The 26,097-nt window shown below is 67.1% G+C and carries 30 protein-coding genes and 1 pseudogene; 12 read left to right on the top strand and 19 right to left on the bottom strand.

The genetic code is table 11. The annotated features are described in order from the left end of the window. Positions 1–164 precede the first annotated feature (164 nt). Positions 165–359, bottom strand: a complete 195-nt coding sequence (locus F5544_RS33080; RefSeq protein ID WP_203217403.1) for a DUF2795 domain-containing protein — start codon at positions 357–359, stop codon at positions 165–167. A 113-nt stretch (positions 360–472) separates the two neighbouring features. Between F5544_RS33080 and F5544_RS33075 the strand changes: the two genes are divergently transcribed. Beyond that, on the top strand, positions 473–1,138 hold the full coding sequence (locus F5544_RS33075) for a HemK2/MTQ2 family protein methyltransferase (RefSeq protein WP_167476814.1): 666 nt from the start codon (positions 473–475) through the stop codon (positions 1,136–1,138). 40 nt (positions 1,139–1,178) lie between these two features. Here F5544_RS33075 and F5544_RS33070 read toward each other — a convergent pair whose 3' ends face one another. Both F5544_RS33070 and F5544_RS33065 read right to left on the bottom strand, forming a co-directional pair. Further along, on the bottom strand, positions 1,179–1,385 hold the full coding sequence (locus F5544_RS33070) for a CDGSH iron-sulfur domain-containing protein (protein ID WP_167476813.1): 207 nt from the start codon (positions 1,383–1,385) through the stop codon (positions 1,179–1,181). Then, positions 1,382–2,386, bottom strand: a complete 1,005-nt coding sequence (locus tag F5544_RS33065) for an iron-containing redox enzyme family protein (protein ID WP_167476812.1) — start codon at positions 2,384–2,386, stop codon at positions 1,382–1,384. The genes F5544_RS33070 and F5544_RS33065 overlap by 4 nt, the downstream gene beginning before the upstream one ends. A 95-nt stretch (positions 2,387–2,481) precedes the next feature. Here F5544_RS33065 and F5544_RS33060 point away from each other — a divergent pair, with 95 nt between their 5' ends. Then, entirely contained in the window at positions 2,482–3,090 is a 609-nt protein-coding gene (locus F5544_RS33060) for a UdgX family uracil-DNA binding protein (RefSeq protein WP_167476811.1), read from the top strand. Positions 3,091–3,198: 108 nt separating this feature from the next. Here F5544_RS33060 and F5544_RS46720 read toward each other — a convergent pair. The 3 genes and pseudogenes from F5544_RS46720 to F5544_RS33040 all read right to left on the bottom strand — a co-directional run. Then, positions 3,199–3,336: pseudogene (locus F5544_RS46720) on the bottom strand (ornithine decarboxylase); the annotation flags it as partial. 22 nt (positions 3,337–3,358) lie between these two features. After that, complete coding sequence (locus F5544_RS33045; protein WP_167476810.1) at positions 3,359–4,546, bottom strand: glycosyltransferase; 1,188 nt, start codon at positions 4,544–4,546, stop codon at positions 3,359–3,361. Between the two features lie 108 nt (positions 4,547–4,654). After that, positions 4,655–5,128, bottom strand: coding sequence for an SPW repeat protein (locus tag F5544_RS33040; RefSeq protein ID WP_167476809.1), 474 nt, complete (start codon positions 5,126–5,128; stop codon positions 4,655–4,657). Positions 5,129–5,348: 220 nt separating this feature from the next. Between F5544_RS33040 and F5544_RS33035 the strand changes: the two genes are divergently transcribed. The 3 genes from F5544_RS33035 to F5544_RS33025 all read left to right on the top strand — a co-directional run bounded on the left by F5544_RS33035 (position 5,349) and on the right by F5544_RS33025 (position 7,146). Further along, a complete protein-coding gene (locus F5544_RS33035) occupies positions 5,349–5,753 on the top strand; it encodes a hypothetical protein (protein WP_167476808.1) in 405 nt (134 codons plus the stop codon). 76 nt (positions 5,754–5,829) lie between these two features. Further along, positions 5,830–6,948, top strand: a complete 1,119-nt coding sequence (locus tag F5544_RS33030) for a hypothetical protein (RefSeq protein ID WP_167476807.1) — start codon at positions 5,830–5,832, stop codon at positions 6,946–6,948. Between the two features lie 30 nt (positions 6,949–6,978). Next, entirely contained in the window at positions 6,979–7,146 is a 168-nt protein-coding gene (locus F5544_RS33025; RefSeq protein WP_167476806.1) for a hypothetical protein, read from the top strand. Between the two features lie 44 nt (positions 7,147–7,190). Here the strand turns inward: F5544_RS33025 and F5544_RS33020 are convergent, their stop codons facing one another. Beyond that, positions 7,191–8,063, bottom strand: a complete 873-nt coding sequence (locus F5544_RS33020) for a C1 family peptidase (protein WP_167476805.1) — start codon at positions 8,061–8,063, stop codon at positions 7,191–7,193. A gap of 448 nt (positions 8,064–8,511) precedes the next feature. Between F5544_RS33020 and F5544_RS33015 the strand changes: the two genes are divergently transcribed. The 3 genes from F5544_RS33015 to F5544_RS33005 all read left to right on the top strand — a co-directional run bounded on the left by F5544_RS33015 (position 8,512) and on the right by F5544_RS33005 (position 9,980). Beyond that, positions 8,512–8,721, top strand: coding sequence for a hypothetical protein (locus F5544_RS33015; protein ID WP_167476804.1), 210 nt, complete (start codon positions 8,512–8,514; stop codon positions 8,719–8,721). 49 nt (positions 8,722–8,770) lie between these two features. Then, the gene (locus F5544_RS33010; RefSeq protein WP_167476803.1) at positions 8,771–9,253 is read left to right on the top strand and encodes an adenosine-specific kinase; all 483 of its coding nucleotides are present in this window, start codon (positions 8,771–8,773) and stop codon (positions 9,251–9,253) included. Positions 9,254–9,620: 367 nt separating this feature from the next. Beyond that, entirely contained in the window at positions 9,621–9,980 is a 360-nt protein-coding gene (locus F5544_RS33005; RefSeq protein ID WP_167479636.1) for a DUF4254 domain-containing protein, read from the top strand. A gap of 439 nt (positions 9,981–10,419) precedes the next feature. Here the strand turns inward: F5544_RS33005 and F5544_RS33000 are convergent, their stop codons facing one another. The 6 genes from F5544_RS33000 to F5544_RS32975 form a co-directional block, all read right to left on the bottom strand. After that, on the bottom strand, positions 10,420–11,217 hold the full coding sequence (locus F5544_RS33000) for an ABC transporter permease (RefSeq protein WP_167476802.1): 798 nt from the start codon (positions 11,215–11,217) through the stop codon (positions 10,420–10,422). 1 nt (position 11,218) lies between these two features. Further along, the gene (locus F5544_RS32995) at positions 11,219–12,103 is read right to left on the bottom strand and encodes a 2-aminoethylphosphonate ABC transporter permease subunit (protein ID WP_167476801.1); all 885 of its coding nucleotides are present in this window, start codon (positions 12,101–12,103) and stop codon (positions 11,219–11,221) included. A 73-nt stretch (positions 12,104–12,176) separates the two neighbouring features. Beyond that, positions 12,177–13,394, bottom strand: a complete 1,218-nt coding sequence (locus F5544_RS32990) for an ABC transporter ATP-binding protein (RefSeq protein WP_167476800.1) — start codon at positions 13,392–13,394, stop codon at positions 12,177–12,179. Between the two features lies 1 nt (position 13,395). After that, on the bottom strand, positions 13,396–14,448 hold the full coding sequence (locus F5544_RS32985) for a 2-aminoethylphosphonate ABC transporter substrate-binding protein (protein WP_174867454.1): 1,053 nt from the start codon (positions 14,446–14,448) through the stop codon (positions 13,396–13,398). An 81-nt stretch (positions 14,449–14,529) separates the two neighbouring features. Further along, positions 14,530–15,219 (bottom strand): phosphonatase-like hydrolase, encoded by a 690-nt coding sequence (locus F5544_RS32980; protein ID WP_167476799.1) that lies wholly within the window; start codon positions 15,217–15,219, stop codon positions 14,530–14,532. An 8-nt stretch (positions 15,220–15,227) separates the two neighbouring features. Continuing rightward, positions 15,228–16,355: a TIGR03364 family FAD-dependent oxidoreductase gene (locus F5544_RS32975; protein WP_167476798.1), complete on the bottom strand. Its 1,128-nt coding sequence runs from the start codon at positions 16,353–16,355 to the stop codon at positions 15,228–15,230. A gap of 97 nt (positions 16,356–16,452) precedes the next feature. On the opposite strand from F5544_RS32975, the gene F5544_RS32970 reads away from it, so the two are divergent. After that, positions 16,453–17,175, top strand: coding sequence for a GntR family transcriptional regulator (locus tag F5544_RS32970; RefSeq protein ID WP_167476797.1), 723 nt, complete (start codon positions 16,453–16,455; stop codon positions 17,173–17,175). A gap of 364 nt (positions 17,176–17,539) precedes the next feature. Further along, entirely contained in the window at positions 17,540–17,998 is a 459-nt protein-coding gene (locus F5544_RS32965) for a hypothetical protein (protein WP_167476796.1), read from the top strand. Between the two features lie 261 nt (positions 17,999–18,259). On the opposite strand, the gene F5544_RS32960 is transcribed toward F5544_RS32965, so the two are convergent. The 3 genes from F5544_RS32960 to F5544_RS32950 form a co-directional block, all read right to left on the bottom strand. Next, a complete protein-coding gene (locus F5544_RS32960) occupies positions 18,260–18,721 on the bottom strand; it encodes a DUF6299 family protein (protein ID WP_238847513.1) in 462 nt (153 codons plus the stop codon). 253 nt (positions 18,722–18,974) lie between these two features. Continuing rightward, complete coding sequence (locus tag F5544_RS32955; RefSeq protein WP_167476794.1) at positions 18,975–19,985, bottom strand: LLM class flavin-dependent oxidoreductase; 1,011 nt, start codon at positions 19,983–19,985, stop codon at positions 18,975–18,977. Positions 19,986–20,113: 128 nt separating this feature from the next. Continuing rightward, the gene (locus F5544_RS32950; protein WP_167476793.1) at positions 20,114–20,761 is read right to left on the bottom strand and encodes a TetR/AcrR family transcriptional regulator; all 648 of its coding nucleotides are present in this window, start codon (positions 20,759–20,761) and stop codon (positions 20,114–20,116) included. A gap of 108 nt (positions 20,762–20,869) precedes the next feature. Between F5544_RS32950 and F5544_RS32945 the strand changes: the two genes are divergently transcribed. Beyond that, complete coding sequence (locus F5544_RS32945; protein WP_167476792.1) at positions 20,870–21,916, top strand: medium chain dehydrogenase/reductase family protein; 1,047 nt, start codon at positions 20,870–20,872, stop codon at positions 21,914–21,916. Positions 21,917–22,008: 92 nt separating this feature from the next. Then, positions 22,009–22,602 (top strand): ABC transporter permease, encoded by a 594-nt coding sequence (locus F5544_RS32940; RefSeq protein WP_167476791.1) that lies wholly within the window; start codon positions 22,009–22,011, stop codon positions 22,600–22,602. Between the two features lie 48 nt (positions 22,603–22,650). On the opposite strand, the gene F5544_RS32935 is transcribed toward F5544_RS32940, so the two are convergent. The 3 genes from F5544_RS32935 to F5544_RS32925 are packed head-to-tail and all read right to left on the bottom strand — an operon-like array spanning position 22,651 to position 25,995. Beyond that, positions 22,651–23,274, bottom strand: a complete 624-nt coding sequence (locus tag F5544_RS32935; RefSeq protein WP_167476790.1) for a hypothetical protein — start codon at positions 23,272–23,274, stop codon at positions 22,651–22,653. Positions 23,275–23,314: 40 nt separating this feature from the next. Further along, the gene (locus F5544_RS32930; RefSeq protein ID WP_167476789.1) at positions 23,315–24,391 is read right to left on the bottom strand and encodes a hypothetical protein; all 1,077 of its coding nucleotides are present in this window, start codon (positions 24,389–24,391) and stop codon (positions 23,315–23,317) included. Next, the gene (locus tag F5544_RS32925) at positions 24,391–25,995 is read right to left on the bottom strand and encodes a hypothetical protein (protein ID WP_167476788.1); all 1,605 of its coding nucleotides are present in this window, start codon (positions 25,993–25,995) and stop codon (positions 24,391–24,393) included. The genes F5544_RS32930 and F5544_RS32925 overlap by 1 nt, the downstream gene beginning before the upstream one ends. Between the last annotated feature and the right edge of the window lie 102 nt (positions 25,996–26,097).

The raw sequence follows: 26,097 nt of genomic DNA, 5'->3' as shown, positions 1-26,097 counted from the left end.
TCCTGCCTCGCGCTTACCCTGTCTCGGCACGGCTACGCACGTGACGGGCGCAGGCGCGCCGCCCCGGATTCGAACAGCTGCTTCGAGACCGGATCCCAGTCGGTGCGGGTCAATTCGTTTGCCGCCCTTGCGGGTTCGGTATCCAGTGCGGCCCGCTCACGGGATTACGATCCCGATACCTGCTGGCTGACCGTGCTCGGACTCTCGTAGGTGCGGTCCGGGATGCCGCGCAGGAAGTCGATGATCTCCCGCTGCGCCTTGTTCTTCTCGGCCGCCTTGACCAGGCCGTCGCGGTCGCACGGGTAGTCGACGCCGTGCAGCGATTTCTGCAGTTCGATCGGGTTGACCTTGCTCATCATGCCTCCTCGGGTCGGGTGTTTCCGCACCGCAGTACCGCGCAAGCGCGGCGGTAAACGCCGACTCGTCCGGCGCGCCGAGGATTAGCCGGGCGATTCCGAGTTATTCCGGAGGCGTGCGCCTCATCCGACCACCCACCGTTTACCGCCCGCAGGCCGATACCTGGTTGCTCGCCGCCGCGATGTGCGGCGCCGCGCTGCCACCGGGCGGCAGCGTGCTCGACATCTGTACCGGCAGTGGCGTTTTGGCCATCCACGCGGCACGGCTCGGCGCCGGGTCGGTCACCGCCGTCGATCTCTCGCGCGCGGCCATCGCCGCTACCCGGCTCAACGGCAGGCTGCACGGTGTGCGCCTCGAGCTATTGCGCGGCGATTTCGCGGAGGCGGTGGCGGGACGGCGCTTCGACGTGGTGGTCGCCAACCCGCCGTATGTGCCGTCGGCCGCCGAACCGCCCGCGCTCGGCCGCGCCGTCGCCTGGGACGCGGGCTCCGACGGCCGGGCGGTACTCGACCGGCTGTGCCTGAAATTGCCGACCCTGCTCGCCGCGGACGGGATCGCGCTGCTGGTGCAGTCGGCGCTGTGCGACTGCGACCGCACCATCGCGCTGCTGCGGGCCGGTGGGTTGAAGACCGCCGTGGTGGCCCGCCGGACGGTTCCGTTCGGTCCGGTGCTGCGCAGGCGCGCCCGTTGGCTGGAGGCGACGGGCCGTATCGCACCGGGACAGCGGACGGAGGAGCTGGTGGTGGTGCGGGCCGATCGAATCACTCGGCAGCGCGGGTGATTCGGTTGTCGCGTCGGCGATCGTGGTGCGGCGCGGCCTGTTACGAGTCGCCTCTGCGCCGCTTGCGATGACTGGTATCGCACAGCGGGTAGTTCCGCGACCGCTTGCACAGGCAGATCGCGACCATGAAGCGATCGGAGCAGATCGTTTTGCCGTCCGGCAGCACCAGTTCCACCGGACCCTGGATCAGCGCGGGTCCGTCGGGGGTGAACAGCACCCGCCTGCGGTCTCGGTCGGGCGCGGTCATACCGCACCCCGGACCGGTTCGCGCAGCGAGCTGCGGCCCGCCCGCCAACTGTCGAGCACCCGGGCGGCGAAGCGGTCCTCGAGCAGGTTGGTCGCCTGTATCCCGAATACCAGATCGGTGATCGAATCCGGTTGTTGGGCAATCAAATTGCCGAGCACATCGTGGCGCATCACCTGTTCGTGCACGGCGTCGGCCGTCACGTGCTCCCGATAGAACCGCAGGCACGCCGGATCCGGATGGAGCCGCTCCAGCGCCGCGACCATGCGCCGCGCACCGGGCGGCGAGGTGATCTCCACCGTGGCGAAATGCCCGATCAGCGCGCCGCGCAGGCCGCGATGCAGACCGAACAGCGACATCATGTTCACCACCGCGAGCATCGGCGCCGGTACGGCATCGAGGTAGTGCAGGTAGCCGTCGTGTAATCCGGTGCCCGCCAACAGATCCGCGAACAGTCTGGCGTGTACCCGGTCGCCCCGCCCGCCGCCGAATTCGTCGAATTCCACCGCGACCAGCGCGGCCTTCGGCTGACCGGTCAGCCGCGGCACCACCCAGATATACGGATCGGCCTCCTTGTGGTGGTAGATGGACCGGTGCACGAAATACTCGCGCAATTGCCACAATTCGCCCTCCGCGCGCAGATATTCGCTGAGGCCGCCCGGTTCCGCCGGTTCGGTGAGCATCCGGTCCAGCTCGGTCGCGAGATCGTCGCCGCCCGCGACATCGGCGCGCAGCGCGGCACCGAATCGGGTCTCCAGCGCGGCGCGGAATCGCAGCAGCTCCGGATCCCATTCCCAATCCGGATCCACCGTCGAGAAGCCGTGATAGTGCAGTTCGTAGCAGGTGTGCAGGGCGCAGTGCAGGTCTTCGCCGTACGGGTCGGTATCGCCGACCCGGCACAGCGGGCGGCCCGGGCTGTCCCGCAGGCGCTCGATCAGCGCCGCCGACAGTTCGCCGCGCGGTGCGGGCAGCGCGGGGGCCGTCATATCCGTCGAGATCGTCATATTCCCCGGCTACCCCGAAGGAACGGGAGTAAAGATCGGTTTCGCGACGGTCGTCGCGGGCTATCCGGACCGTACCCAGACGCCGGAGGTGGACTGTGAAAGCACCGGGTGCCGCCGAATTCGTGCCCGCGGACGCCGATCTGCCGCAGCTGCGCGCGGCGGCCGCCGGATGCCATGGCTGTGCGCTGTATATCGGCGCCTCCCAGACCGTTTTCGGCGCTGGGCCGCCCGATGCGACGCTCGTCCTGGTCGGCGAGCAGCCCGGCGACCAGGAGGACCGGCAGGGGCGGCCGTTCGTCGGCCCGGCAGGCCGACTGCTCGATCGCGCACTCGCCGAGGCTGGAATCGACAGGGACACGGTCTATTTGACGAACGCGGTCAAACATTTCAAATTTGTCGAACGGGGTAAGCGACGAATCCACAAGCAGCCGGGCCGCACCGAGATCTACGCGTGCTCGCCGTGGCTGGCCGCCGAATTGCGGCTGGTGACACCGAAACTCGTGGTCTGCCTGGGCGCTATCGCGGCGAAAGCGTTGCTGGGCCCCGATTTCAAGGTCAGCGAGCGGCGCGGCGAAGTGGTGTCGCTCGCGGAATACCGGGTGATGGCGACGGTGCACCCGTCCGCGGTGCTGCGCGCCCCCGACTACGAGCAGGCGTACGCGGCCTTCCTCGCCGATCTGCGCAGGGTGTGCGCCGAACTCTGAGCTCAGGTTCTGGCCACCACGCGCAGGGTCCTCAGCTCCGGATCGGCGGGATCCGGCACGTTCATCCCGGCGGCCACCCCGGATCGCAGACAGTCGACCACCGGTCAGCGCCGCGCCGACCTGCTCCGGTGACGGCGGATACGAAAAATGCCGGGCCGCATCCCATCTCGGCGCGATCCAGTACGGCCGCAGCCCGGAGAACACCAGACCGGCCACGATGGATTTATGGCTGTCGCGGCCGAGGATCCATCGGCCCTTCCTGTCTCGGTCAGTGCGCCGACGATGCCGGCTCGCCGACGGTCAGTGGCGCCGCGCGGCGGTAGGCGCCGAGGGTTTCGCCCGCGATGCGCGGCCAGCAGTAGCGGGTGCGCGCCCGCGCGTGGCCCGCGGCGCCCCAGACCTCGCGCAGCGTGGCATCCTCCAGCAGCGGCCGCACCGCTCTGGCCAGCGCGGACGGATCGAGCGCCGGGATGAGGCGGCCGGTGACGCCGTCGACGACGGTATCGGTCATTCCACCGACCGCTGTCGCCACCACGGGGCGGCGACAGGCCATCGCCTCCAGCGGCGCCATGCCGAAACTTTCGTACCTCGGGGTGCACACCACCACATCGGCCGAGCGCAGCAGTTCGGCGATCCGCGGCCGCGACAACCGGTCGACGATCCGAACCCGTTCCGCGACACCGGTTTCGGTGGCCAGCCGATACAGCCTTCGCTCCTCGTCGGGTTCGGGCGCCGCGGCGCACGCGATCAGCAGCTCGGTGACCGGAAGGTGCGCGAGCGCCTCGATGGCGGTATCGAATCCCTTGTGCCGCACCAGATCACCGACGGAAACCAGCCGGTGCAGCGCAGCGGTGCGATCGGCGGCGCGGCCGTAGGGGGTGAAGATATTCAAATCGACCCCGCACGGCACCACCGATATCCGATTGCGCGGCACGCCCATTCGGGTCAGCTCGAGCAGCTCGTCACCGCTGCCCGCGAGCACGCGGGAGGCGCGCAGCGCGATCAACCGCTCGAACCGGATGCGCGGACGCGGTGTCGGCTCGGCGATCCGGTGCCGTTGCCGCACACTGCCCAAGGTGTGAAAGGTCTGCACCACAGGCACTTTCAGATCGCGGGCGGCCAGCTCGGTCACCAGCCCGGACAGCCAGAAGTGGGCATGCGCCACATCCGGCGGCCGGAGCGACCAGCGCCGCCGGAGATAGGAGCCGAATTCGCCGAGGAACGGCAGCCGCTTGTCCTCGGGCAGGTGTCGCGGCGGCCCGGCCGGCACGTGCACCACCCGGTAGCCGTCGGCGGAATCCACCTCATCGGGTACGCGCGGATCCTCGCGCCGGGTATATACCGTCACGTCGTGCCCGCGCCCGGCCAGCGCACCGGACAGCGCCGCGACGTGCCGATGCTGCCCGCTCGACGCGGTGAGCGGGCTGGCCTGTTCGGACACCATCGCGACTCTCATGGGCTCGGCATGCCCGGGTTGTCTCGATCGAAACCCGATGGTTCGGGAAACCCCCGGCGATGTTTGTGCACCGCAGGGGGTTTCGATTGACAGATCACTCGTGGCGGATCAGCTCGGCGCGGTTCTGGCCTGCGGAGCCGGGCCGGCCTTCCGCAGGTTGGTCGCGGCGGACACCAGCAGGCCGGTGGCCGCCAGGCCGAGGACGCCGATCACGATGCCCATGACGACATTCGTCCAGATGATGGCGTCGGGCCGCGGGCCGATCACCCACGGGGTGATCAACTCCCAGACACCGATCGGGATCAGCACCCAGCTGAGCGCGTAGCCGCGCGTCGGGAACACGGTCAGGACCAGTCCCACTGTCGCGACTGCCAGGCCCAGCACCAGATTCTGGATCGTGAGCCGTTGTTCGCCCGTGAATCTGTCGACGACCCACGGGGTTATCGCCGTGAAGAGCCCGGCGAGCAGCACCAGGCCGTCGACGGTGATGGCGGGCGGCCCACCCAGCCTGCTGCCGTCGAGTTCGCCAACAGTCGAGGTCCGCGGTGTGCCTGCCGCAGCGTGTTGCGGATAGTCGACCATGCTGTCTCCTTCCCTGCATTCTTCGGTGCCCGGCCCTGTCGGCCGAGCATTCTGCGGCTACCCGGCCACCGGCGGATCAATCGAATCGGGCGGTGATGTAACCGCGGATCAGATCACGATTCGGCCATCGATCAAGGGGTATCCGCACAGCGTGGCGTGATCGAGGCCGTGCGCCGTGCTGTGTAGGGGCATTCCGGTCACGCCGGGAGGTGAGAAGCGAATGATCCATGCACACAAGATGTTCGGACCGGAACCGGCGATGACGGTGCCGCCCATCCCGGTGCCCGATCCGGCCCCGCCGACTCCCGAACCGCCGCATCCCGACCCGGAACCGGCGCCGCCGGACCCGGACCGGCCGCCGACTCCGCCGTTCCCACCCCATCCCGGTCCGGTACCCGATCCGCTGCCGCACCCACCCGGACCCGATCCGGTGCCGCGGTTGCCGAAACCACCGGGACCCGATCCGCGGCCGCTGCGTCCGCCGGGCCGGGATCCGGTGCCGCGTGAGCCGGGCCCGGATCCGGTGGAACCGCCGCTACCGCCGCTCGGGCCCGATCCGGTGTTGCGCTGGATGGTTGGACACCGGCGGCACCACAACCCCGTATTCGCTCAGACCGCGGGGTGAGTCGCGAAAGGAGAAACAGCATGCGGTATTACGAGTTCATCGGACAGGCGCGGGCCGAGTCGGCCGGGCGATTCCGGTGACGGCCGTGGATATCCGCCGGGTGGCCGAACACGAGGGGCCGTTCGTCTCGGTATGTTTCGACGATTCGCACGACACCGAGGACGCGGCCCGGCAGCAGGAATTGCGCTGGCGTTCGATCCGCGACCAGCTGCTGGCCCGCGCCGCGCCCGCGCGGTCGATGCGGGCGTTGGACGAGGCGATCATCGAAGGTCCACCGGCACAGGGCCGGTCGGGCCGATTGCTGATCGCGGATCGGACCGAGCTGCTGGTGGACGAGACCTTGCCGCGGCCGCCCGACCGCGAGACGATCCGGGTGTCGGCGCTGCCGTACCTGCTGCCGCTGGCCGAGCGGGCCGCGCGGCGGGTGCCGCATGTGCTTGCCGTGGTGGATCGGATCGGCGCCGACCTGCGCGCTGTCGATGCCGACGGCGCCGAGACGAGCTTTACGATGCACGGCCGGGAACATCCGGTGCACCAGGTGCGCCAGGGTGGGCTCGCGCACTGGTCGATCCGGCACCGGACCGATGAAACGGTGCGGCGCAACATGATCGAGATCGCGCGCGAGGTCGCCCGGCTGGCCGATACGGTCCGGGCCGCAGTGGTGATCGTCGCGGGCGAAGTGGAGGCGCGGGCCGCGCTGCGGGCCGAATTGGCGTCGCGGGACCGGCGATTCGACCGCGATGGCGGCATCGTGGAGATCACCTCCGGCGCCAGGGCGGCCGGTGGTGACCGGTCCGCGTTCGCCGAGCAGGTGGCGGAGGTGTTGCGCCGCACCGCGAACGAGCGCGGGCGCGCCGCGTTGGAGCGGTTCGCCGTCGAGCTGGGGCACGGTATGGCCGTCGAGGGCCTGCCCGCAACGACTTTCGCACTGCGCACGGCGAATGTGCACCGACTGCTGATCAGCGGCCCCGCGCTGGGCGACCGCATCGTCCGGGTCGGCGACGGGCCGACGCAACTGGCGGGTCCGGCCTTGCAGGCCCTGGAGGATGTCGAAAATCTCGGCGACGCATCGGATCTGCGCCGGGCCGACGAGGCGGTGCCGGTCGCCGCGCTGTCCATCGGCGCGGATATCACGCCGGTCGACGAACAGCAGGCGCCCGCCGATGGCGTCGGAGCATTGCTGAGACATCAGTAGCCCGACGAACGAACAAGGGAGTCAAGGGATATGGAACGCGGAAACACCAAACACGGCCCGGTGCATGATGAAGAGCTCGCGCACGAACTGGAGGGCACGCTGCGCGGCAACAGATCGAGCCGGGCCGAGGAGTGGAAGGATCCGGAACCGCCCGCGGACGACGACGAATACACCGCGGACCGCGTGCGGCGACCCTGATTCAGGCGCCCGTCTGGGGTACGTCCCCAGACGGGCACATCCGATTATTCGGTGACCAACCGGCCCATCGAATGGATTTCATCGATATCATCGCCGGTTATGAAGGACCAGGGCGCGGTGAAGAATCCGTTGTCTCCCCACTTGCTTCCCCAGGAATTCTCGATGGTGACGCCGTCCTCGCCGTACGCCACGATCGTCACCTCATGTCCGCCGAGGACACGCTCGCTCGGATCCGGGTCATAGTAGGAATTATTGCGGTTCAGGTTTCGGAAACTCTCCCGCACATCGAAGCCGATGGGTACGGGCAGGCCGGAGGAAATCGCCTTCTTTATATTGAGGATCCGATCACCCGAGGAGAGATCCTTCGCGCCGGACAGCTTGTAGTGGGCGGCATTGGCCCGCTCGTTGGCGTCGGGCTGGGTGGTGTAGTCGAAATCGCCCTGCCAGTAATCGGATTTGGTGTCGATGCCCTGGTCGCGCTCCATCGGCAGCGCGACGCCCGCCCAGGTGCCGCGGTCGTGGCCCTTGGCGATCTGCGAGTAGATGAACATCGGCGCCATCGGCCCGCCGGAGATGCCCTGCTCGTTCATCAGGATCCCGTAGCCGGTGTAGCCGGTCGCCCAGGTGACGCACGAACCGACGCGGCCCTGGTTCCCGGCCGGATTCGCGTACTGCTTCAGCGAATACGTCGCGGGCGGCGCGCCGAGATCGCCGACCCGGACGGGTAACGCGTCGCCGTCGCTGGTATCCCTGTCCAAATTCTGCTTGGCCGTCTGGTTGTCGAGACCGAAGACGAACTGCGAGATTTCCGGATCCGGTGCCTGCTGCGGCTGCGGATCCGCGGTCGCGAACCCGGCCGAAACAATCGCGACACCGCACGCGAATGCCATCGCGGCGGGCAAGGCTGTATAACGCATCACTGCTCCTAGCCATTTATTGAATCGAATGGGGCTTTGGCCCCGGTGCGCGGGAGCGGCCAGTAGATATCGAATGAATTCGAAGAGGCCGGACGGGCCACTCGATCGCGACGTGGCAAATATCTCATTCCGGACCGCGTACGGCAATGACTCCGTATGGCGATCGCAATATCGAGAATGAGCGGTTGGCGTCGGACGAGGGTGTGGCATCGCGGGCGATGTATCGAAATGCGCTGTGCCGCAACAACTTCGCGTAATCCGCTGGCACAGATAATAATTCGTGATTCCAGCAAACCCGGTGACGGTGGTTCCACGTTGAAACCTATTGCGCTGAAACATCTCTCGCTGGCGTCGCGGCGTCGGCGCTCCGGCCCGCGGGCGGATATCCGCGCTGGCCGACGGCCTCACCTCGACCGTCACCGCGCTGAGCACATCCATCACCGCGCCGGTGCTCGTCGTCGACGGCAGCCTGGACCGGCTATGCCTGGTCTGCGCGACCACCGAAACCCTGTACGCGGCGGAGGCGCCGTACTGCGCGCCCGCGGCCCGGCTGCGCACGTTCGTGCTGCCCGGTTCGGGCCACGCGCTCAACGTCGCCCCGAACACCGTCGACTATCAGCACGCAGTGCGCGACTGGATCGCGTCGGTGATCGGGTGATCCCCGCGATTCCCGGCGGCTGCATCGCGATGCGGCGCACTATGTATCAATGGAGCTGACGGCGGCGCGCATCGAGAAGCCCGAGGACCTGAACGTCATCATCGGACAGGCCCACTTCATCAAGACGGTCGAGGATCTGCACGAGGCGCTGGCCGGGGTCAGCCCACATCTGCGCTTCGGGCTGGCGTTCTGTGAGGCGTCCGGACCGCGGCTGGTCCGGCATTCCGGTAACGACGCCGACCTTGTCGAACTCGCCACGAAGAACGCGCTGGCCATCGGGGCCGGACATACGTTCATCGTGTTCCTGCGCGAGGGCTATCCGGTGAATGTGCTCAATGCGATCCGCAATGTCCCCGAGGTCTGCGGAATCTTCTGCGCCACAGCGAATCCGGTCGAGGTGCTGCTCGCCGAGACCGAACAGGGCCGTGGCATCGTCGGCGTGATCGACGGATCCGGCCCGCTCGGCGTGGAAACCGCCGAAGACCAGGCGGCGCGCAAACAATTGCTGCGACAAATCGGCTACAAACTGTAGCGATAGTTGTTGGCGACGCGCCGTAGCGGGTGCGAAAATGTAGCGGCGGATTCGCTATCGGGGTGATGTGAAACCGTTGCGGCAGATTAGCTTTGCCGCCGCCGAGCTGTCGCCAGACCTTGACGCCCGCATTGCGGATGCAATCTTGCGTTCTTGCATCTGTAAGCGCAGAATCCACCTAGCCTAGTTTTGAACAACCGATCCGATGACCGGGATAACCGAATCGAGAGCCAATCATGTTGGTACAAAGAGCGTTGGTGTCGGGTGAACTCGGGGAGTTGCGATGAGCGCGCCGACCGTGGGGATTTTGCCAACTGCGCCGCAATTGTTGTGCGCCTTCCAGGGTCGCCGTTTCCAGGACCGGGAAATGCTGCGATCCGCCCACGCCCTCGCCGAATTGCACGCGCGCCGCGCGCAGGTCCGCGACGCCGCGCTGGTCGCCGAAATAGATTGCCGGCGCGGCGAACTCGTCGACGATATCAACGATTGGATCGCGCAGGAGATCCCGCAGCATCGCAACGGGGCCTCGCTGCACACCGAAAGTCTCGGCGCCGTTGTCGACCGAATGGCGCGCAGTTGGGTCGACGCGAACAAGGCTATAGACAGTGACGGCGTCAGCAGCGACAACACCCATAAACACTGGTATCACCTGGCCGAACTCGTCGACGGGTACACTGATCTCGTAACCGATGTGGCCGGTGGCCGCCGTCGTTTGCCCGAGCAATGACTCGCTGGCATTGCCGATGGACGACGTTCCGGGCGCTGAGTCATCCGACCAGTGACTTCGCCCGAATGCATTCGTCGCCACCACAGTGACGGCGGGCGCAACGGGGCGCCCCGCCCGGCGTGCCGCGTGGTCGACTGGCGCGGCACGCCCGCCCCTGAATTCCGGTGCGGGGCAAGGAACAGGCAACACCCCTATTCGCTCCGCGCGGCGGTGCCACAAGATCAAGAATCACGAAACGGTGTCGTCTCGGGCGGTTAACGCCCGCGCCGCCACCATTTTCGATGCCCGATTTGCCGGAGTCTGCGCCTGACTCGTCGATATCCAATTCGCGGTCCCGCAAATTCCCTCGCCCGGTCGGTTTCCGCCACATTGGCATCAAATATCAATTGCCGCACCGGCTTCCGAATATTTTTGCCGGATCGATCTCCGGCTAATTGTTTCAGCGCAACGCCGCCCGGCCTTTCAACCGGCCGAGCAGGACCAGCGCGAACAACGTCACCGACACCAGCAGCGTGGTATTGGCCGCGGCGAGGAAAACCGCGCCGCGATCGGTCTCGCCGAAAATGGTAACGGGCAGTGTGCGCCACGTCGCCGGATAGATCATGATCGTCGCGCCCAGCTCACCCATGGACAACGCGACCGACAGCCCGGCCGCCGCGCCCAGCGCCGGCAACAGCAGCGGCAGCGTCACCTGGCACAGCACCCGAATCGGCCCCGCGCCAAGCGATTCCGCGGCCTGGCGGAAGGTCGGATCGAGCCGGTCCAGCGCCGCCGACACCGCACTGAACGCGTAGGCCAGCACCAGCACCGAATGTGCCAGGACGACAATCCATTTGGTGCCGCCGAGCAGCAGCGGCCGCTCGTTGAACGCGATCAGCACGCCGAGGCCGATGGCCACCGATGGCACCGCGACCGGCAGATGGAACACCGCATCGGTGATCCGTCGGCACCAGCCCGGCGCCTCCCGCGCGGCGAGTGCCGCCCATGTTCCGAGCACCAACGCGAAAGCGCCTGCCAGCAAGGCGGTTTGCAGGCTCACCGAAAGGCTCGCCGCATCCTCGCCGGACAGCGTCTGCCGAAAGTTCGCCAGCCCCAACCGCGATGGCAGCGGTCCGGTCCATCGGCCCGCGAGGCCCGCGGCGACCACGGTGGCGATCGGCGCGACGAACACGACCGTCACCACCAGACCGAATACCGTGAGCAGCACCGCTTTTCCGGTGCGCGTCCAAACCAGCACGTCAGCGTCCCCTCGCGGCGGTGAAGCGGGCGAAGACCACCCGGTAGGCGGTGTAGAGCGTGAGCGAAAGCGCCACCTGCACCGAGGCGAGCACGGCCGCACCCGGCAGGTCGAAGGTGACGATGCCGCGGGTGTAGATCAGCGCGGGCAGCGTCAGCACGCCCTTCGCGCCGGTGAACAGCACGATGCCGAATTCGTTGAGCGTCAACAGCAGTACCAGACTGCCGCCCGCGGCCAGCGCGGGCCAGGCCTCCGGCAGCACCACCTGCCGCAGCACCCGCCACGGCGATGCGCCGAGACTCGCGGCCACATCGAGCTGTTCGCGCGGCAGCTGGGCGAATGCGGCCAGCAGCGGCCGGACCACGAACGGGGTGAAGAAGGTGGTCTCCGCAGCGATCACGCCCAACGGTGTTCCGAGGAAATCCAGCACCGGCGTTGTGCGGCCGGTGATTTCGGTGATCAGCGCGTTCACGGCGCCCGCCGTGCCGTACAGGAAGGTGAAGGCCAGCGTCACCAGGAACGACGGTAGCGTGAGCACGGTATCGATCAGCCTGCCGACCAGCGCCGAGCCCGGAAACGGTACGAAGGCGAGTACGACGGCGAGGAAGGTGCCGAGCAGCAGGCAGCCCGCGGTGGATGCGACGGCGATGGATACGGTGCGCCACAGCGCATTACGGAAGGCGGCCGAGGTCAGCGTGTCGGCCCACACTCCGGTGCCCCGCCCGCTCGGCGTGACGGTGGATTCGGCGAGCACCCTGGCAATCGGATAGACCGCGATGGCGAGCACCACGAGCAGCGGCGGCAGCGTCCACACCACTGGACGCCAATGTCGTTCCGGGGCAGGGGGAGCGGCCGCGGCCTGGGATACTTCGAGCACCGTGCTCATCTGCCCACCTCGGACCGACGGGTCGCGATGTGGCCCGGCGCCTTTCGCGGTGCGGCGCGGAACCGCGGGCCCCTCATGCCCGCGCTTCCGATGCACCGACGGCGGAATCGGCGGCGCCAGCCAGTGATTCGGCGCCGACCGCCTGCGGGATGAGTACACCCGCCGGATCGGGGAACAGCACCCCGACCACCGCGTCCACCGCGGCGGCCGCATGCCCCGGCACGTCCACCGCGAGTTCGCCGGGCAGTCCGTCCACCGCGATGCTCAGCCGGGTCGAGGCCCCACGCCACACGCTGGCAACCACCCTGCCGCGCAGCGCATCCCGCTCGCCGACCGCGCCGATCCGCACCGTATGCGGGCGCACGCAGAGCAGTGCGGGCGAATCCGGCGTCCAATCCAGCTGTCCGACACCCGGGTCGGGCGCCTGCGCGCGCAGCGTCCGCGTTCCCGCGGTGACCAGGCCGGTCCCGCCGGATACCCGGTTCACGGTGCACGGCAACAGATTCGCGCCGCCGAGGAAGGCGGCGGTGAATCCGGTCGGCGGCCGCTGCCACAGATTTTCGGCGGTGTCGATATCGACGAGCCGGGCATCGCGCATCACCGCGATGCGATCGGCCAGCGCCAGCGCCTCGGACTGATCATGGGTGACGTACAGCATCGCGGTGTCCGGCAGCGCTTTCCGCAATTGCTGTAGTTCGCCCAGCATCGACTGCCGCAGCTGGGCGTCGAGCGCGGCCAGCGGCTCGTCCAGCAGCAGCACCCTGGGCCGGATGGCCAGCGCCCTGGCGATGGCCACCCGCTGCTGCTGTCCACCGGACAGCTCGCGCGGCAGGCGCTTCGCATAGTCGGCCATCCCGACCATATCGAGCGCGGCGCGTACCCGGCCGTCGATCTCCCGGCGCGGCACCCGATGGGATTTCAGCCCGAACGCGACATTGCCGTGCACGGTCATATGCGGGAACAGCGCATAGGACTGCACGACGACGCCGATGCCGCGCTTGGCGGGGGAGAGGTTGGTGACGTCGCGTCCGGCCAGCCGGACCGCACCCGAGGTCGGCCGGACGAATCCGGCCAGCGCCTTGAGCGCGGTCGACTTGCCGGAGCCGCTCGGTCCGAGCAGCGCGACGGTTTCGCCCGCGGCGACGCGCAGCGTGAAATCGGCTAGGGCGACGGTGGTTTTGCGGCCCGTCCCATATCGGACGCCGACCCTGTCGAAGACGATGGCGGGTTCGTCGGCACCGGAAGTGGCTGCGGCCGTTGCCGATTCGATGAGCGTGTCGCCGGGTGACATATCAGCCTCCGATTGCCCTGTTGTATGCGTCGATATCGGCGGTCAGGTCGGCGAGCACCTCGTTCCAGTCCGGGTGCAACACCTCGACGCCCTTGATCACCGCGGCCGGGCCGCCTGCCGCATCCCGCAGGTCGGTGCGGTCCGAGACGGCGGTCGCGTCCGGGCCCAGGGTGGCCTGAACCTCCTTGGACAGCAGGTAATCCATCAGTTTCTTGGCCGCGTCGGTGTGCGGCGCACCCTTGGCCAGGCCCAGCACATACGGAACCGGGATGGTCGAGCGCTTACCGTCGGCGCCGGCCGGGAAGAAGATGGTGAACTTCGAACCGGACTTGACCGAATCGGAGTTCATCTGCACATCGCCGTTGGCGATCAGCAGCTCACCCTTGTCCACCTTCGGTTGCAGCTTGCCGGTGGAGGAGGACGGGCCGACATTGTTGGCCTGCAACTGTTTCAGGTAGTCCAGCGCGCCCTGCTTGCCGCGCAGCTGTTGCAGCAGCACCAGTACCGCGGTGCCGTCACCGGCCTGGCCCGGGGTCGAATACTGGAGTTTGCCTTTGTATTCCGGCTTCAGCAGGTCGTCCCAGGTGAGCTTGCCCGCGTCCACCGAGGTGTTGGCGATGAAGTTCAGGTAGTTGTCGGCCAGCGTGACGTACTTGCCGTTCGGATCCTTCGCGGTGGCCGGATAGGCCGAGGTGTCGACCCCGCTCGGCTGGAGAAGCCCTGCCGCGTCGGCCTTCTGGATGAACGGCGGCAGCGTGACCACGAGGTCGGCCTGCGGGTTGGACTGCTCCTTCTCCACCCGGTTGACCACCTCGCCGGAGCCGGCGGTGACCACGTTGACCGAGATGCCGGTCTTGGCCTTGAACTTGTCGAACTGGCCCTTGTACCAGTCCTCCATGCCGTCGGCGGAGTAGACGGTGACGGTTTTGTCGCCGGAGCCGGAGTTCCCGGTGCCGCCGCAGGCCGCGGTGAATGTCGCCGCGGTCGCGGTGGCCGCGAGGAGCAGTGCCGATTTGGTGAGGGTACGGGACAGGCGCGTGGTGGAAGTGCGCACGTTACAACAACTTTCGGGTTGGTACTGCGATGGTGGATCGTAGGGACAGGTCCCGGCGCTGCCGGGCGGTCGATGGCCGCGTCATGCGCGGGTCGCGAGTACGAGCCGGGCGAATTCGGTGACCGAGGCGACGACGTGGGTCGCACCCGCCGCGCGCAGCCGCGGTTCGTCGTGCGCGCCGGTGAGCGTGCCCGCGACGATGCGCGCGCCCGCGGCGAGTCCGCTGGCGATATCGCTGGTGGTATCGCCGAGCACCGCAACGCGATCCACCGCGTCGACGCGCAGCCGCAACAGTGCGGTGAGGATCAGGTCCGGGTAGGGCCTGCCGCGTCCGGCGTCGGCGGGCGCCAGGGTGAGATCGGCGATTTCGTTCCAGCCCAGCGCATTCAGCAACCGGTCCTGGGTGGCTCGGCTGAAACCGGTGGTGAGCGCCACCTTTACGCCCGCGGTGCGCAGCGCTTCGATGGCATCGGCCGCACCGGGCACCGGCGCGACGCCGACCTCGTCGATCAGCTCGTCGTACGCGGATTCGAAGGCCCGATTGGCGAGCTGGGCTTGGTCCTCGGTGTCGAACAGGGCGCGGAATACGGTGATCTTGGATTGGCCCATGGTGTCGAGCACGTACTGCCGCGCCGAATCGCGCCGCGGGCCTTCGGTTTCCATGCCCGCCGCGGTGGCCGCCGCGTCGAAGGCGCGCTGCACCAGCCCGCCGTCGGACACCGTGGTGCCCGCCATGTCCAGCACGGCCAGGTCGATCGTGTTGTCGCTCAACGGATTCCTCACAGGTTCAGCAGATCGGCGGTTTCGGCGCCGATCGCGGGTCCGAGGGTCATGCCGCGCCCGCCGGGGCCGGTCACCACCCACACGTGCTCATCGGCCTTCGCCCTGGTGACGATGGTGTCCGGGTCGACGCTCTGGCTGTACACCCCGGCCCAGCGCCGGATCACCTGCGGCAGTTCACGTCCCAGCAATTCCTCGGTCACCGCGGTGAGGTGTTCGTACGGCGCCTCGTCGACATCGAAGGCGAACGGTTCGGCGTATTCATGGGTATCGCCGATGGTGAGCCCGCCGTGCAACCGCTGCACGCACAGCAGCTGCATCTTGTGCTCCGCGGCCGTAGCCGATTGGGACTGTTCGCGATTCAGCGCGTCGAGTTCGGCGCCCGCGAAGCCCGGGTAGTAGCGGAAGCTGTCGCCGTCGGCGATGGCGGTGGTGAGCGGTTCGCCGAGCGGTGCGGTCTGCATCATCTGCAGCCGGACCCGGCGCACCGGGATGGCGCCGACGAGTTCGCGGGTCAGGCCGGTATGCGCGGCGCCCGGGCAGTGCAATACCAGGTCGGCCTCGTGACGGCGGCCCAGATCGTCGACGACGACGGCTCCCGAACCGGTGTCGGTGACGCTGCGCGCCTCGGTGCTCGGATGGAAGGTGTAGCGGCCGGTGGCGGCCAAATACGCGCGGACGGCGGGCAGCGCCTGGCGCGACTCGACCGCGGCATCGGTCGAACAGTGCAGTCCGGCAAGGTATTTGCCGCGCAGTGCCGGGTTGATGGCGCTGACCCGCTCCGGTTCCAGCAATTCGAAGCCGCGGGCGCCTGCGGTCGGGCCCGCCGCGGCGGCCTCGGCGACCGCGAGTTCGGCGTGTGTGCGGATCAGCGTGATCGAACCGGCGGGGCGGAATCCGACGCCCGGTATGCGGCCGCCGATCTCCTCCCACAGCTGTCGCGAACGCAGCGTCAGCTCGAGTTCGGCTGCCGACCGCCCGGATACCCACACCAGCCCGAAGTTGCGCACCGTCGCGCCGCGCGCCTCGGGCTCCCGTTCCAGCTGCACCACCTCGTGACCCCGGTCGATCGCGGCCAGGGCGTGTGCGGTGCCGAGAATGCCACCGCCGATGACGACCAAACGCATGGCAGCCATGCTGACGAATGGTCTAGACCAACGTGTGTTGGGGCTGTAAACGGCTGGTGAACATTTGGTATAGACCACTGGCCGGTACGCTGTTGGCATGGAGGCCACGGATGTCGCTGGGGTGGGAAGGCTGCCGAAGTCGTACCTGGTGCGCACCGAATTGGAGCGGATCCTCGATCAACTCACCGAGGGCGATCCCGTTCCCTCCGAACGGGATCTGGCCGTCCGCTTCGAGGTGGCCCGCGAGACCGTGCGACAGGCTTTGCGAGATTTACTGGTGGAGGGGCGAATTCGCCGCCAAGGCCGCGGCACGGTGGTATCCCGGCCGAAGATGGTGCAGCCGATGCAGCTGCGCTCGTACACCGAGGGCGCGCTCGCGTACGGTCGGGTGCCGGGACGCATCCTGGTGAATTGGGAGGATGTGCCCGCCGACGCCGACACCGCGCGCGATCTCGAAGTGCCCGTTGGCGTTTCGGTGATGCACCTGGAGCGGGTGCTGCTCGCCGACGGCGAACGCATCGGCCTGGAAAGCACTTTCATGCGCCTGGACCGGTTCGGTGCGCTGCGCGAAACCTACGACCCGACCACCTCCCTCTATCGCGCGATGCGCGAGCTGGGCGTGGTCTTCGATCATGCGATCGAGCGCATCGAAACCGTCCTCGCCTCCCCCCGTGAGGCGGGGTTGCTCGAATGCTCCACGGCCCTACCGCTTTTGCTGCTGCACCGGCGCAGCGTCGACACCGAGGGGCGGCCGATAGAGCGGGTGCGCTCGCTGTACCGCGGCGATCGGATCGCCTTCGAGGCCCGGCTCGTCGAATAGCGGTTGAATTCTGCACTAATTCGGTTGTGCGCCAAGCGTATCCGTACGCGAAAGAACGAAACCGGTTGTTATGACGACAGGATTAATGAAACCCCTATGTATGGTGGGGTGAAAGGGTTGACGGCACAACGGCTTTCGGCGGACAATATTACATGTCATCCGAAAAACCGAGCGGTTCATCGGGATCGGCAATCAATGCATTGCCTTGAATGGGGTTCGTTTATCGAATTCCATCCCGGCCGCGCCGGAATTGGGCGTTGCTCATATTTCTCGTCGTATCGTGCGCATTGCGGCACATCGGAGTATCCGCGATGTCGGCTCCGGCCGCGGTGGGTGAATCGCGTGAAGAAGAAGGAGATCGGCCATGCCACCAGTTCCGATTCGGCCCGGCATCTACAAGATCCACGCCCATCTAATCGGCGCAACGTCCCTGGTGACGGCCACCGAACACGCAATAGAAAAAGGCGCTCCCGTCATCACCGACCACCTCAATCCGATGCCGCTCGAGCAAGAATGGGCCATCGTGCCGGTCGAACCCATGCCTGGCGCACCCTACGTGATGCACCTCGCCTTCCACGAAACCGGAGGTCTGCTGGTCGATCAGGACAGGCTCTGGGTCAACAACGTGCCGCGTGAGCAGTGGGCGAAGTTCACCTTCGAGCGGGTCATCGGCGGGGTCAAAATCCTCTCGGAGAAGGGACTGGTCTGGCGTGCCGGCCACCGCGGCGCACAGATCGAGTTGCATCCACCTCAGTCGGCAGTCCAGGCTGCATTCCAGGAGGCGTGGACGTTGGAATTCGTGCGCGATCTAGGCGAGGACTAGCGACACACAGGATGTGCCGCCGCGATCGGCGACCGGCTCGCGGGGCGATTCCCGTTGCAGCACAATGACATCGATACCGCGCGTCAGTGGCTGACCGCCGATTTGGATGAAGAACAGTAATCGATTGCAGGGAGCGGGTCGCCGCGCGCCGAAAGGCGTGCGGCGGCTTGGATTTCAGCGGACCTGCGGGCAACCTTTCGCCGAGCAATTCGATATTGCGCTCCGTCAGTGATTTGATCATCCAGCGGCACGATGTCTGTTCTATTGCAGGGTGACGGGGAGATCGGTGAGTCTGACCTCGGTGCTCCCATCCGCGCTGTACAAATCCCAGGTGATATTGAATGTGGCGGGGCCGGGCTGGAATGGGTAAGTCTCCGGCGCCGGGATGTCGGTGGTGTAGGGGTGCGCGGCGCCGTCGCAGGTAACCATCGCCTTACTCGCGGGCACGATCGGCTGGACCTCACCTTGTCTCAGGTAGCTGTTCCTGGTGCTGTTGACCCGGCCGACAGCGGTGCAGGTATAGGTGCCTGTGATTTTTTCAGTGCCGTCGGCGTTGAGATGCTGGTTGCTGTCGACCGTGAGGGTGAGGGTGGGGTCCGCCGTGGCAGGACCCGCCAGCATGATCGTGCCGGCGAGCGCCGACGCCGAAGCGACGGCCAGGTTCATGAACCGGTTCTTGGGCATGGTGGCCCGCTGTTCGGCGGTCCGGAGATACTCGGCCATCACACAACTCCCTCTTGTGTCGGAAAGGGATTCAGACCACTCGGCGGGTCGTCCTCATCACGCCGGGCACCGGAGCCGTCCCCGGGCGCTCTGTAACTTTATCCGCGCCACGGGGGCGTTTAATCCCCAGTTATGTTCTGCACCAAGCGAATACCCGCCCGGAATGATTGATTGTGCTGTCCGCCAATCACACTCGATCGGTCTCCGCCGAGTCCCCAGACGGTTCGACACCCGACACGGGGGACGGCTGGCGTCAACGAACTTGCGGCGCAACCTTCTGACCGAGAAGTTCGATATTGCGGAGGACCTTCTCGTGGGGAATGGTTCCGACGCTGCTGTGCAGCATGAACCGATCCAGTCCGAGGGTGTCGCGGATATCGGCGATCTTCTCGGCGACATAATCCGGGGTGCCGAGGAACAGCGAGCCCTGCGGCGAACGCAATCCGTCGAACTGGGCGCGGGTCATCGGGCCCCAGCCGCGTTCGCGACCAATTGTGCTCATCGCCAACGCATATGGCTCGTAGAAGTCCGCGATCGCCTGTTCCTCGGTATCGGCGATATAACCGTGCGCGTGCACCGCGACCGGCTGCCGCTTGTGCCCGCCTTCCGCCAGCGCGCGGTGATAGAGATCGACAAGCGGTTTGAAGCGGGCCGGTTCGCCGCCGATGATCGCGATGGCCAGTGGCAGGCCGAGAAGCCCTGCGCGGATGACGGATTCGGGGCTGCCGCCCACCGCGATCCACACCGGCAGCGGACGGTCGTCGGTGCGCGGATAGACGATGGCGTCGCGCAGCGGCGCGCGGAATTTGCCGGACCAGGTCACCGGGCCCTCGTCTCGAATGTGCAAGAGCAGAGCCAGTTTTTCCTCGAACAGCTCGTCGTAGTCGGCGAGGTTGTAGCCGAAGAGCGGAAAGCTTTCGGTGAAGCTTCCGCGTCCGGCCATCAGCTCCGCGCGGCCGTTGGACAGACCGTCGAGCGTGGCGAACTCCTGATACACCCGGACCGGGTCGTCCGAGCTGAGCACGCTCACCGCGCTGGTGAGCCGGATGCGTTCGGTGCGTCCGGCGATCGTCGCGAGCACCACCGCGGGCGCGGACGCGGCGAAATCCTTCCGGTGATGTTCGCCGACGCCGTAGACATCGAGCCCGGCCCGTTCGGTGGCCTCCGCCTCCGCAACCACCTGACGCAGCCGCTCGGCCGCGGTCGGCGCGGGCCGGTCGCCTGCGGGATACCGCTCGGCGAACGTCGTGAGTCCCAGTTCCACTGTTCGAGCCCTTCCCTGGAAGAAGTTTCTATGTCAACCTCTCGACTAAACGGACCGTGGTCCGATCGTATTCCCGGAAGGTTGTACAGGCATCGAATCCTGCTGCGGGGCTTGGGATCGGCGCGCGTTCAGGCGGTCTCGAGGTGGGCCAGCGCGCCGATGATGCGTTCGGCGATATCGTCCGGCCAGGGAAAGCTGGCGGTGACGGCGCGCTGGTGGGCCAGGCCGTGCAGGCCGAGCCATAGCGCGACCGCGTCGGCGAAAAGATCATCGCTGGTGGCCTGACCGGCGGCGACGCAGGCGCCGAGCTCGTTGGCGATGATTTGCAGTGTTTCCGAACCCAGGGTGGTCAGGTCCTCCTCGTTGATCGAGCTGTCGCCGATGGTCGGCACCCACAGTCCGCCGAACATGGTGCGATAGCGCTCGGGGTGGGTTCGGGCCAGCTCCAAGTAGGCGTGGCACGCGGCCAGAAGTCGTCGCCGGGGGTCGCGGCCGCCGGTGTCCGCGGCCGTGCGCAGGGTGACCGCGAGCCGGTCGAACTCCTGGCGGACCACCGCGAGCATGATGGCCGGCTGGTCCGGGAAATGCGGATAGATCGATGGGGCGGCGATCCCGATCCTGCGGGCGACCGAGCGCAGCGTGACCGCGCGCTCGTCGCCTTCCTCATCGAGTATTTCGGCGGCGGCGGCGATGATCTCGTCGCGCAGCTTGGCCCCCTCGCCCCGGCGGTTGCGGACGCGGGTGGGCGTCGATACGGCGGACTCCGTCTTCTTCATGCCGTAACCATACATCGTGAAGTTTACAGCTGTAAGTCCTTGCGTGAGTTGGCTTACATCAGTTACCTTACGACTGTAAGCAAACGGATGAATCCTTAGGGGAACCCGATGAACAGCACCACCGCCACCCGCGTCACCGAGATCGTCCTGCCCGGCAAGGTCGAGCCGGACGGCCTGCGGGTTCGGACACGTGAGCTCCCGGCCCCGGCCGATGGGCAGGTGGTGCTGCGGATGGACGCCACCGGAGTGTCGTTCGCCGAACAGCAGATGCGGCTCGGCAAGTACTTCGATCAGCCGCCGTTCCCGTTCGTGCCGGGCTACGACGTGGTCGGCACGGTCGTCGCCACCGGGCCGGGTGTGGCGACCGCGCTGGTGGGCCGTCGTTTCGCCGCGGTCACCAAGGTCGGCGGCTGGGCCAGCCATCTGCTGATCGACGCGGCGGACCTGGTGCCGGTGCCGGACGAGGTGGACGCGGCCGCCGCCGAGACGGTCGTCGTCAACGGCGTCACCGCCTGGCAGATGCTGCACCGCACGGCCGGTGTCCGAGCCGGTTCGACCATCGTGGTGCTCGGGGCGAACGGCGGCGTCGGCTCCACCCTGGTTCAGCTGGCCCGTCATGCCGGGATCACCGTGATCGGCACGGCGTCGGCCCGTCATCACCACACCGTGCGCGAGCTGGGCGCGATCCCGGTCGACTACCGAGACCCGAATATGTACCAGCGGATTCGGGAGATCGCCCCCGATGGCGTCGACGCCGTCTTCGACCACGTCGGCGGCGCGGGCCTGACGGAATCGTGGCGGCTGCTGCGCCGGGGCGGCACCCTGGTCAACTACGGGTCCGCGTCGACCAAGGATGACGCGGGTGCGGCGAAACTGCCGATCCTGGCCCTTTTCGGCCGGCTGCTGGCCTGGAACTACCTGCCCAACGGCAAGAGCGCGCACTTCTACAACTTCTGGGCGGGCAAGCGCACCAACCCGGCCGCCTTCCGCCGCCGCCTCGCAGACGACCTCACCCAGGTGCTGCGGCTGGTGGCGGAAGGCGCACTGATCCCGCAGATCGCCGCACGGTTCCCGCTGGCCGAGACCGCCGCCGCGCTGGCGCTGGCCGAGTCGCGGACCGTCCTCGGCAAGGTCGTCATCGTCCCCGAGGCCTGAGTCACCAGCACGAAATGCCCGGCAGTGCCTGCTCAATGCCGCGATTAGCCAGCCGCCTCGAGCCCAACCACCTCTCACCCGGAGATTCCGCCATGCACGCCACCGCCCTCAGCACTCCGATCACCGCACCCGCCCGCCCATCGGGCCGGATCGACAACCGTTCCGCCTACATCGGTTTCGCCTTCGCCTACCTTTTCGGGCACGGTGCGGCCGCACTCGCCAAAGGCGCCGACCCATTGCTCGCCCTACCCGGTTGGCTGCCCACCGCGCTGCTCGCCATCGGACTCGCGGTCGGCACCGTGCGGACCATGATCGCGGCGGGTCGCGCTCAGCGCGGCGCGAGCAAGCCCGAGCGGCTCGGCGCCAACCTGCTCGGACTGTCCTGGATCGTCGGCTTCACCGCCCTGTTCGCGATGATCACCGGCCTGAGCGCCGCCGTCGACGCGCCCGCGCTGCAGGGCATGCTCTGGCCGACCGGCGCCACCCTCGTCGTCGGCCTGATCTACCTCGCCGAGGGCGCGGCCCGCCGCAATACGCTGCACTACGGTCTCGGCAGCTGCCTCGCCCTCATCGGGGGCGCCGCGATCTTCTTCGGCACCCCAGGGCTCTACTGGGTCCTGGCCATCGCGGGCGGCACCGCCTACGCCGTCGCCGCGGTCCTGGAAGGTCGTCGCCTGGGCAGGTGAACAAAGGTCGAGAGCGCGACACCACAGCGGTGTCGCGCTCTCGGCTGTTCAGGCGATCAGGTCCTTGATCGCCTGCGGCAGGTCGTCCGAATCGTAGGCGAGGGTGTCGCCGGGCACGGCGCCCTCGATCTGGGCGATCTTGTTCTGCAGCAGCGACATCTGTTCGGCGGTGAGGTCGCTGATCGGGGTGGACACGTCGACGCCCGCCGCCGCGGCGACATCGGCGGCGTAGGTGTCCGGATCGTTACCGTCCGAGGCGGGGGCATATTTCCGGAAGGCCGCCTGGATGGACAGGTCGATATAGGCCGGGCTCTGCAGGAACAACCCGATGGCCAGAAATCCGGTGTCGTAGTCCGGGAAGATCAAGAAGTTGTGCCAGTTGAACTTTCCCGGATATTGGCCGTAGTCGGGGCCGCCCGCGACGCCGGTGAGATTGCCCGGATTGTTGTTCAGCCAGGCGTAGCTGCCGGTGCCGTGGCGCAGATGCGGCTGCCCCCGCAGGATCACGTTGTTGTCGTAGAACACGTAGTTGTAGATCTCCACGCCGTGGCCCTGATAGTCGGTCGGGTCGCTCGGATTGCTACCCGGAAACCATTGCGCGCGTGGGATGTTCTTGGTGGACGAGACATTGCCGTTCCAGTACCAGGCGTGGTCGCCGAATTCGACGGTCATCACCGGCACCTCCTTCTTATTGTGTAGCAGTCGATTTCGTTCATGAGGCCGGATCGTCCTCGGGCGGCAGATCGGGCAGGACATCGGCGAGCAGCGCGATGGCCTGCATGCCCGCCCAGCCGACCGCGACCGAGTCGCCGCTGGTGGTGACCGAAACCCGAAGCGGGCCAACGCGGGTCGTGTTCTGCTGGTTGTCCCAGGTGCCGGTGACGACGGCGTTCCTGGCGAGCACCAGTGCGTACGGCAGGACGGGCACCGCGCCGCCCGACCCTCTCCCGAGCAACTTGCCCGCCTGATAGCCGGGCAGATACCACGCGGGATCGTTCAGCAGCACGTCATCCCACCAGGTCGTGCCCGCGACCTGCCGCGTGAGACTCACCAGCATGTAGTCGAACTGGATGGTGATATCCGAGGTCGTCGTCGTTGTGGTGTCCGTCGTGGTGCCGGTCGTTGGCTGGCCGACGTCGTGCAGCAGCCCGTCGTCGTTGACGAAGTTGTGTCCAGGACCGGGATTCCAGATGATCGGCGGTCCGCCTGCGACCGACATCAGCATTTCACCGCTACCGCCGCTGCTGCCGCCACCACCGCCGGTCGCGGCCGGTTCCGTGGTGCGAATCGCCCAATCACTACCCGCCACAAGATTTTTGCCCGGTGCGGTCGTCGTGGTGGTGTGCGATGCCGAATTCCAGGTCTGCCAATACGGCGTACCCGGCATCGGCCAATCCGGTGGCTCGCAGGTCAGCGGCTCATCGACGCTGACCTGTCCGAACAGCGATTTGTCGTGATTCAATCGAGTCGAGAACTGCTGTCCCGCAAGATTTGTCGCATTGAGCGGCTGTGCGCCGGTGATGATCGCCGAATACCAGCTCGTCGCGCTCTCCCCGCCCGGAGGCGGCGTGATGGCCGCCGTCGCCGGGGTCAGGATCGGCGTGGTGTCGAAAAGAGCCAGCCACTGCCCCAACCGCAGTGGGTTGATCCTGCCGCTCTGGACGATCTTGTCGTCCACCGGAACGCCCTGGAAGAAGGCCATGGCCTTGTCGGGGGCATTGGCGATGCCGTACGCCGTGGCCAGATCCGACACCAGCAGCTGGCCGATTTCGTTGATGCTGTGGGCCATCAGTTGCTCGCCTTCGGCGGGGAGGCGGGCACGACGCGCACCAACCAGCCGACGATCTGGGTGCCGTGCACGACGAGCGTGCCGCCGCTGCCCGACTGCTGATAGCTCCAGCTCTGCTGTCCATCGTCGTGCTGGAAATACTGGCCGTTGGCGTTCCAATCGTTGTGGTTGTAGGTGCCGCCGAGTCCGAAGATGCCGACCGAACCGGCGAAGCTCGTCGAATCCGTATGGCTGCTGCTGCTCGACGACTGTGCCGCGTTGGCGAAGTGCGTGCCGACATCGCCCCAGTCATCGCAGGTGATGGTCAGGTTGCGGGCCACGAGCAGCTGCACGATCAGCGATGGCATCCAATTACCGTTGTTGGCAGCGCTATTGGTGCCATCGCTGATGTAGTTCTTCGGCTGGTCCTTGACGTACCAGCCGCTGTTGATCCGGAAGATCTCCTCGAACAGCCACGGCCGCTTGACATTCACCACGAAGTACTCGCCGGTGATCGATGCGCTCTGGGAACGATCCCAGTTCACGCCGCCCGATGACTGCGATGCCGACTGTGAGTTGTAGTAGTCGGCGCTGGTGGTGTCGAGACCGGCGGTCGCACTGAACGGTCCCCAGACGATGCCGACGCCACCGCCGTTGCTGGATCCGGAGTCATTGTAATACGACGTCGAGTTGTCGCTGAACCCGTTCGCCGAGGCGCTCTCATAACTGAAATTGCTGACCGAGAGCTGCATCGCGCCGAAGCTGTCATCGGTCACATCACACCAGGACGGCGGATCGAGAATGGTCAACGGAAAGGTGCCGCGTGCGGTCCCGAGCTCGCCGTAGGTGGACCAGCGATCCTTGACCCCGCGAACCGCGGCATCGATGATGCTGGTGCCCTGCGAGTACAGGAAATCGGCTGCCTCCGAGTACGCCATGCTCGAATCGGCGTGGTCGGCGGCCGCCATATCGGTTTCGGCCCGGTGGATGTCGTTGTCGTAGGACGCGCTGTCCATCGGCCACGCCTGCCCCAGCGCCGGATCGGCCATCGCCTTGTAGAAGGCGTCGGACTTCGCCTTCCGTGCCTTCGCCAGCGCGTCCACCGCGAATTGATAGTCCTGGTATCCCTGGGTGGGCCTGCCGACCCTGCCGTTCACATACAGCAGGTTCCTGGCCATATTGATCTTGTCCTGCACATCCTTCGACGGCGCCGTCGGCGGATCGCCGCTGATCGCCTGCTGCACGACCCCCCAGGCCGTGGACGCGCTGCCGAGTGACTTCGCCGCGAAGGGGGAAGCGAGCGCGAGATGGTCGTCGACCAGATCCGCCGTCGCCGCCGCGGCGGCAATGGACGCCTGCAGATTCGGATCGGGTGTGCCCGGCTTACCCGGCGTCGATCCGGCGCCCGGCACGGTGTGGCCGGTACTGTCCATCAGCGCGTAGACATCCCCTTCCGGCAGCCACGGGTTCAGGTACCGCTTGGGATCCACGGCGAGCCCCGGCTTCTGGTAGACGAACACCGTTCCCGGATTGTTCTGCAGTGAATCCGAAATCACCGCTCCCACTTGATCAATTGCGGACAGGAGCGCTTTTTGCAGCGCGCCCAGTCCTGCGATGTCGGCCATATTTCCTCCTTCGACGTCGGGTCGCCCCTTCTGGCAAACCCGATCCACAACGGTCGCCGTGGATATCAGCAGTGACACGCGTAGCCGTATACGCATCGTTTG

Source organism: Nocardia arthritidis (genome assembly GCF_011801145.1).
GTDB lineage: Bacteria > Actinomycetota > Actinomycetes > Mycobacteriales > Mycobacteriaceae > Nocardia > Nocardia arthritidis_A.
The sequence above is the reverse complement of the archived record's forward strand: the minus strand, read 5'-3'. Positions and strand labels throughout refer to the sequence as shown.